We start from the raw sequence: 6,752 nt of genomic DNA, 5'->3' as shown, positions 1-6,752 counted from the left end.
GTTTATGATTACACTAAAAAAAAGAAGTGAGAATAAATAATATAAATCAATTAATATATATTATACATTGTATGTTTAATAATAGATTGTTCCAAAAATTCTGCCGAGACCGAAACGTAAAAGAATCCACAAAACAAGGATACGAATCAGCCCTAAAAAACTACATGGAATACCACCAAGAAACACTAACCACCCTCATCGATGAAGCACTAGCTGAAGAAAACCAAGGCATACCATTAAAAAACAGGAAACTCAAAAAAAGACTACTAAACTACCGCAACTACCTACTCAAAAGCAAAAGCAGCCCAAATACTGTCCGAACATACTTCAGCAAAGTCAAAACATTTTATCGTCATTTTGAAATTGAAATACCCACACTACCTGACGTTAAATACAATAAACTATACGAAACCAACTACCTCGACCTCCCCACTAAAAAACATATTCGTCAAGCATTGGAGATTGTTGGTGTGGATCTACGAGCAGTCATATTATTCATGTCCAGCAGCGGCACTGCTAAAGCCGAAACATTATCATTAACTGTGGAACAATTCATTACAGGTACACAGGATTATCATGATGGCGGAGATATCGAAGTAATCCTAAACACTTTGGAGCATAAAAGGAATGTGGTTCCTACATTCTATTTGAAAAGGATTAAGACCGATAAATATTATTATACTTTCTGTAGCCCTGAAGCTAGCCGTGAGATTGTTAAGTATTTGAAAACAAGACCTGGTGTTAAACTATCTGACCCTTTATTTGATTTTAGTGCTTCTACTTTATTAGCTAGGTTTCAGGAGATTAATGACGGTATGGGTTGGGGTTTCAAGGGTAAGTATCGTTTCTTCCGCAGCCATACTCTCCGGAAGTTTCATGCATCCAATATTGGTTTGAGTGCGGAGTATATTGATGAATTACAGGGTAGGAGTAAGAATATGATTCATGAGACTTATATTAAAACTAATCCTGAGAAGTTGAAGTCTATTTATAAGTCTGCTATGAAGAATGTTATGATTAGTGAGGAGAATATTCCTGATATTCAGCATCAGGAGTTTAGTATAACAATTAACATTTTCTTGTCTGGTAAAGAGTATAATATATTCTAAAACTAAAGCCACACCATTGTTATTAGAGCTATTAAACTATTGTCTGTTTTTATATGGTTACTGTGTTAAAATCGTTGTTGGATAAGTAAATGTTAATTTTTAATGAATCTTAAACCGTTGATGAATCTGAAGTTTCCGGTGTCCATGTGGCGTAACATTCGGCATAATTCTGCTGGAGGTACTTCTTCGATTTTACTTGTTAGTTCGTTCTCATCACTTATCAAGTTAATGGTTTGTTCATTGTAGTCTAGTTCTATTATGATAGATTCTGTTTCGTCACCTACTGTGAATATATCGGTGTCGTCGAATCTTTCATCTGTGTATAGGTTGAAGTCAGTGAATTCTTGGAATACTTTGTCTAGGGTGTTGCATGGGAATTTTAGTTCTACTAGTTCGTTATAATTGATATTCTTTTTTGTTGATTGTATGTTACTATTCCTGTATAAGTCGTGGATGACGTGTAGTTTGGCTCCGTCTAGGAATAAGTGTTGTCCTCGTAGTATTTTGAAGTCTTTGGTGGTTAGTTTTTCACAGTTGAATTCGATTGTTTTGTTTAATGTGTCTACTGTCCGGTCGAGGTAGTAGTTTAGTTTTTTGATTACTATTTCCATTGCTTCATCAGGTCTTCTGAAGATGTAATCGTCTTGTTTTAGTTCTTGGTCGTATATGTAGCCGATTAGTCCGTCTTTGATTTGTGGTATTAGTGGGTAGGTTATGTCGCCTGTGTTTATGTGGAATGTTATTGTATCTTTTATTGTGTCTATGTCCGTGTTTTTTAGGTTGAATATTTCACTGGCGTTTCGGCCGTATGTGTAGATGATTTTTAGCATGAGGTAGTTTTTATAGTTGTCCTCGTGGATGTAGTATAATAGTTCGTTGAATTTGGTTTTTATTAATTTCAATTTAATCCCTTTATTTATTTTATTTATTATTTGGTTAATATTATCTTTAATAGCCCTCCACTTATAAATGTTTTTCTAAAACACATGGACGACTACTTTTAACATACAATATAGTAATATCCTCAAAAATATCCCAATCATTCTCATTACAAATACTAAAAATATCCTTCAAAATACCACTATTGATTTTATTCCGTTCATCAAAACTATAATTTCCTTTATAGAATAAATTATATGTAGGTTCACCATTAGGGAAACATAACTTAACATCATCAATATCATACCGGTAAGTTAATTCATTAAGAATATAATCCTTTAACCGATAATAATCCTGATATTTAGTATAATATGGATTATACTCCCCATAAACATATAATATATTCGTAGTCATTTTACTATTCCTATCTTCTTCAGAAGTAGCCATGAACGGTTTAACCCAACTGAAACCCATATCAGTTAACACCTCAGCTTCAGGGTTAAACTGCTCCAAATACTTAATCAAATCTTTCACTGTATCAAATTTCACAATTAACACAACCTTACAATCAAACCAACAAAACCGATAACCATAAAAGTCACCAGCATTATTAAACCTATTACATCCCTCATAATTAAAACACTATTTCTTTTTATATGTTATCTCCAATTCCGGATAAGATTTACTCAACTTATTCAAATGATTAATAGCTAACCGTTCATCATACCGTTTATATTTACGCCAACTAGCATGCTCACGAAGATTAACATACTGCTCCCCAATCAATTCATACAATACACAGAACCCAAATACTCCCAGAAACATTGCACCAACCGCTCCCACGACAATACCAATGCCTGTGAAGATATATAATAAATCAGCAAATATCATATCTGTTATTCCTCCGCTCTTTTTCTTTTACGACCCGCTTCACGATATAACTGATTGCATTTGTATTCCATGAAATCCAATATTAAGTTTAAATCGTTATCTTCATCATCAAACCAGTCATGGTCTCCATTATCTGTTTTATAAAAAGCACCCATTAAGGGTAAGCGTAAACCTCCTTGTATCTGGAAATACTCCCTTAAATTCTTTAAGGTTTTTTTAGCTTCACCAACATTATCTAAGCGTGTGTGAATAATTAATCTAGGTATGGAATTACAGCCACTAGGATCAGTTAATAGGGAATGCCTATAAATTTGAATGTCTTCATCTTTTAAGTCATCCCTAACAATTTCAAGGAATTGAGTTACTAATTCTTCCACATAATCAGTGTTGCCTTTAATACTTTCATCACATATTAAATTACCTAATTTTCCTAAAGGCAAATCTTTTATCTCATTTACTGGTACTCTTTCTTCTGTTGCAATATCAACAATCATAATTTTACCTCCATCATATTTGGATAATATCTGTTTAATAAATCTTCACGACCGATTATACGTAACCATTCCCTGAATTGTGTATGACTTATCTTTCCAGGTAACACTCGAAAAGCGAATATTTCATCCACCATTTTAGGTGTTAGATAAGTATCCTGGAGATACTTAATATAATCGTCTATTTTCTTATACTGCTCTGAATCTTCAAGATTATTCAACTTGAGTATTGTTTGATAATAATTTAATTCACGTAATGTATCGTAAACTTTCTCATATGGGTCTTTCATACGTGTCTCCCGTTATTGTAACGGTTAATGAATCGTTCATCATAACTATAATAGCTTAAAGGTATGACTACCTTGAATATCCTACAATTACCTCTTATAAAAGTTTCCGGGTCAGTATATAATATAGGATCCTTACTTATCATAGCTGCCTCTTTAACAGCTGGAACCACTTCCTCCGGAGATATATTATACTCCTTTAAATAATGCCTATGGAATGGTCGGAAACAATCATATGCGAATTTTTCATTAACATATTTAAATTCAAAATAAACATACGGCAAATCATCAACATTATCGGGGACATAATGATACTTGGGCCATGGATGATTAATCCATCGGCTACCCCATTCAATTTTCTCAACACCTTTATTAATACTATAACCTTTACCGTATACATGATAATCCGGATAGTATCGTCTCATTTTCCTGGTGATTTTATGAACCAATTTACCTAAAAGGTATTCTCTTTCTTGTTCAAAGGAAGCTAATTTATCCCCTATATATTTGGCACTATAACAAGTCATTTAAAACCCCCATCATCATTTTTTTTAGTAGTATGTTTTTGTGAATCTTACTTGATCTCTCCTATCCTTTTCGGGGATAGGTTCAATACCTAAATCATCCCTTAGTTTATCAATATCTATATGATTCCGGTTTGACAATATTTCCTCATCAATTATTCCATCTATCTTTTCTAAACCGTTACCTTCTGGTTTATCATGTTTTAAATGTTTCAACATTTCTTCTAAGTGAGGGTCTGGTGGATAATCCTTAACATTAACTAATTTTAATTCAATACTGTATTGATTATTCTCAGTATCCCTATGGAACCACCATTCCACATTATATTTATCTTTAAAATAATTTATTGATGATTCTCCTTCCTCTGCAAGTTTTAATTTAGTGAGATACTTATCGAAAAACCATTTATCAAATTCGTCTACAGTTATATCAGAACACTCATTAAAATCCAAGACTAATTTACTACTAATCATTTATTCCATCTCTATATTACAACCGGTTATGCAAGTTTGATCCGGATTGTCGTCGAATATTTCATTTAGCAATTCTAGTTTTCCTTGATACTTGGCGGCTTTTAATCTTGCAATATAATCTTCGTTAGATATGATTACATAATCATCAATATCAATGGGTTTACCGTCTTTTCTTTCTAATATTAACTCAGATGGGGTTATAAAATCTTCAATGTTTTCAGGAATATTTAATCTTTTTTTTATCCCATAACTTGGTTCCAAATATTTTGTTTTTAATTTATATACTGATTCTTCAATACTCATATTAATCCCATCATTTTTTTTTAGTTTTCGTATTCTTGATGACTCCATTTTTTGTAGGCGTCAAAGTAGAATGTGTTTTTAGTATTATCATAAGTGATTTCATAATATAATCCATCGGGTACTGTAGTGGATAGTAAGGCCTTGTTATTTCCTAGTATACTAGCCATCCACACAATATAAACATCAGTTTCTTTTAGTTGGTAATTATCGGTTACTTCAACTAAGCTATTGTAGTACTCTATTACCATGTCAGTTGCTTTTTCCATGAATTCCTTATCTTCCATTTTTATTAATCCTCATTTTATTGTTTTTATGAATTTTTCAGCGCATCCTTCATCATAGAATACACCTAAAATATTAAAACCTTCAGGTGTTATCTTATATACTATCCATGTTTCTGTGCCTTCACGGATAATATGTTCTTTATCAGTAGCTATTAATCGTGGTTTGTCTTTATTTTTAACAGTGTCTTTAGCCATTAATTCTAATGTTTTTTGAGGGTCGCCCAATGAGTCATACATTACTTTTTCGAATCCTGTCATGTATGCTTCGAAGAAATCATCACCATCATATGAAGGTTCCTTTATGCACTTTTTACTTTCCTCAACTATTCCTCGATAATAAATATGTCTAGCTAATTCTTCAGTGGTTGGTACCTTCGATTTATGATATTGTTCCTCGTGTACTCGTCTGTCATGTGCATCGTAAGGGTCGTAACCTACATATTCCCCATTATCATCATAATATGCCATTTTGTTTTATTCCTCTTCTTTTATTTTTTTCATGATTTTATCCTGATCTATTTCTATTTCAATTACAGTCACCATTTTTTTAAACACTACCTCAAATTCAAAATTTTCAGTGGGGATAATTTCCACTTCAAAACCAGGATACATTTCTTCTAATTTTTCTTTTAGAAAACCAGTATTAACTGCAAAAGAACATAACTCTCCATTTCGAGGTAAGTTTTTAGTTACTTCTTTGTATACCCATTCACGTAAGTTTCGTGCTACATCCTCGGGTATGTCTTTGATTTGATTTTTCAATTTCTGATTCTCCTCCCACAATTCATTTAACAAATCAATTACTTCATCGGGGTATAATCTATTTTCACCCCTTGGTCTTTTTTTATCATATACTACTGGATAGTCATCTTCATCCCAATAAGACTCAATAAACCTGTTATTACTTTCACCTAGAGCCATTCTTTAATCACCTGAATATTTTTTTTAATTTATTCTCATCCTCGACTGTTAAGTTGAATGTATTGGTGATTATGTTAATGTCTTCGCAGGTTACTTTTATTTCACCTGTATTCAGTTTATGACATAAATCATCCATCATCTTATCTGTTAGTGTTATGGGTTCAGTGTCTGGGCAGAGGTATTGTTTTTTAGGCATTCTTACATTCAGTAATTCTGGGAAGTATAGGATGTAACCTTCCTTTGTTTTACCATATGTGTATCCTTTCATTATTTCATAGTCTCCAGTATTTTATCTTGGTAGTGTCTTTGTGAAGTATTAAGATTATGTATTGTATCTTGTTGTTTAATTGAAGTTACTATTTATTTTACAATATTTCATAAACGATAGCTACATTCATTCACTTATTTAACTGCTTCGAATGTTAAGTAATCCTTGCGGAACTCATTATTCAAAGTCTCCACTATAAATTCAGTTAACTCTTCAGCCATATCCTCATCTATATCATCATCAGTACACGTCATTTTTATTTTCAGTATTGTCTCTAAACTCATCGAGTAGCCCACCCTAATATTGGATCATCATCAAATC

At 32.4% G+C, this 6,752-nt stretch carries 14 protein-coding genes; 1 reads left to right on the top strand and 13 read right to left on the bottom strand.

What is annotated here, in order from left to right; all coding sequences use genetic code 11:
* Positions 1-71: 71 nt before the first annotated feature.
* Entirely contained in the window at positions 72-1,109 is a 1,038-nt protein-coding gene (locus tag ACJROP_RS02590) for an integrase (protein WP_406533939.1), read from the top strand.
* Positions 1,110-1,201: 92 nt separating this feature from the next.
* Here ACJROP_RS02590 and ACJROP_RS02585 read toward each other — a convergent pair whose 3' ends face one another.
* The 13 genes from ACJROP_RS02585 to ACJROP_RS02525 form a co-directional block, all read right to left on the bottom strand.
* A complete protein-coding gene (locus ACJROP_RS02585; protein ID WP_406533938.1) occupies positions 1,202-2,011 on the bottom strand; it encodes a hypothetical protein in 810 nt (269 codons plus the stop codon).
* Between the two features lie 61 nt (positions 2,012-2,072).
* The gene (locus ACJROP_RS02580; protein ID WP_406533937.1) at positions 2,073-2,537 is read right to left on the bottom strand and encodes a hypothetical protein; all 465 of its coding nucleotides are present in this window, start codon (positions 2,535-2,537) and stop codon (positions 2,073-2,075) included.
* Between the two features lie 93 nt (positions 2,538-2,630).
* Complete coding sequence (locus tag ACJROP_RS02575) at positions 2,631-2,879, bottom strand: DUF2892 domain-containing protein (RefSeq protein ID WP_406533936.1); 249 nt, start codon at positions 2,877-2,879, stop codon at positions 2,631-2,633.
* Between the two features lie 5 nt (positions 2,880-2,884).
* The gene (locus ACJROP_RS02570; RefSeq protein ID WP_406533935.1) at positions 2,885-3,373 is read right to left on the bottom strand and encodes a hypothetical protein; all 489 of its coding nucleotides are present in this window, start codon (positions 3,371-3,373) and stop codon (positions 2,885-2,887) included.
* Positions 3,370-3,660, bottom strand: a complete 291-nt coding sequence (locus ACJROP_RS02565) for a hypothetical protein (protein ID WP_406533934.1) — start codon at positions 3,658-3,660, stop codon at positions 3,370-3,372. Before ACJROP_RS02565 ends, ACJROP_RS02570 begins: the two co-directional genes overlap by 4 nt.
* A complete protein-coding gene (locus tag ACJROP_RS02560) occupies positions 3,657-4,184 on the bottom strand; it encodes a hypothetical protein (RefSeq protein ID WP_406533933.1) in 528 nt (175 codons plus the stop codon). The genes ACJROP_RS02565 and ACJROP_RS02560 overlap by 4 nt, the downstream gene beginning before the upstream one ends.
* A 24-nt stretch (positions 4,185-4,208) precedes the next feature.
* Complete coding sequence (locus tag ACJROP_RS02555) at positions 4,209-4,655, bottom strand: hypothetical protein (protein WP_406533932.1); 447 nt, start codon at positions 4,653-4,655, stop codon at positions 4,209-4,211.
* The gene (locus tag ACJROP_RS02550) at positions 4,656-4,958 is read right to left on the bottom strand and encodes a nucleotidyltransferase (protein ID WP_406533931.1); all 303 of its coding nucleotides are present in this window, start codon (positions 4,956-4,958) and stop codon (positions 4,656-4,658) included.
* Positions 4,959-4,978: 20 nt separating this feature from the next.
* Positions 4,979-5,224 (bottom strand): DUF6275 family protein, encoded by a 246-nt coding sequence (locus tag ACJROP_RS02545; RefSeq protein WP_406533940.1) that lies wholly within the window; start codon positions 5,222-5,224, stop codon positions 4,979-4,981.
* 30 nt (positions 5,225-5,254) lie between these two features.
* Positions 5,255-5,710, bottom strand: coding sequence for a hypothetical protein (locus ACJROP_RS02540; protein ID WP_406533930.1), 456 nt, complete (start codon positions 5,708-5,710; stop codon positions 5,255-5,257).
* Between the two features lie 6 nt (positions 5,711-5,716).
* Positions 5,717-6,163 (bottom strand): hypothetical protein, encoded by a 447-nt coding sequence (locus ACJROP_RS02535; RefSeq protein ID WP_406533929.1) that lies wholly within the window; start codon positions 6,161-6,163, stop codon positions 5,717-5,719.
* A 7-nt stretch (positions 6,164-6,170) separates the two neighbouring features.
* Positions 6,171-6,431: a hypothetical protein gene (locus ACJROP_RS02530; RefSeq protein WP_406533928.1), complete on the bottom strand. Its 261-nt coding sequence runs from the start codon at positions 6,429-6,431 to the stop codon at positions 6,171-6,173.
* Positions 6,432-6,565: 134 nt separating this feature from the next.
* Positions 6,566-6,715 (bottom strand): hypothetical protein, encoded by a 150-nt coding sequence (locus ACJROP_RS02525; protein WP_406533927.1) that lies wholly within the window; start codon positions 6,713-6,715, stop codon positions 6,566-6,568.
* Between the last annotated feature and the right edge of the window lie 37 nt (positions 6,716-6,752).

Source organism: Methanobrevibacter sp. (genome assembly GCF_045220775.1).
Lineage (GTDB): Archaea > Methanobacteriota > Methanobacteria > Methanobacteriales > Methanobacteriaceae > Methanocatella.
The sequence above is the reverse complement of the archived record's forward strand: the minus strand, read 5'-3'. Positions and strand labels throughout refer to the sequence as shown.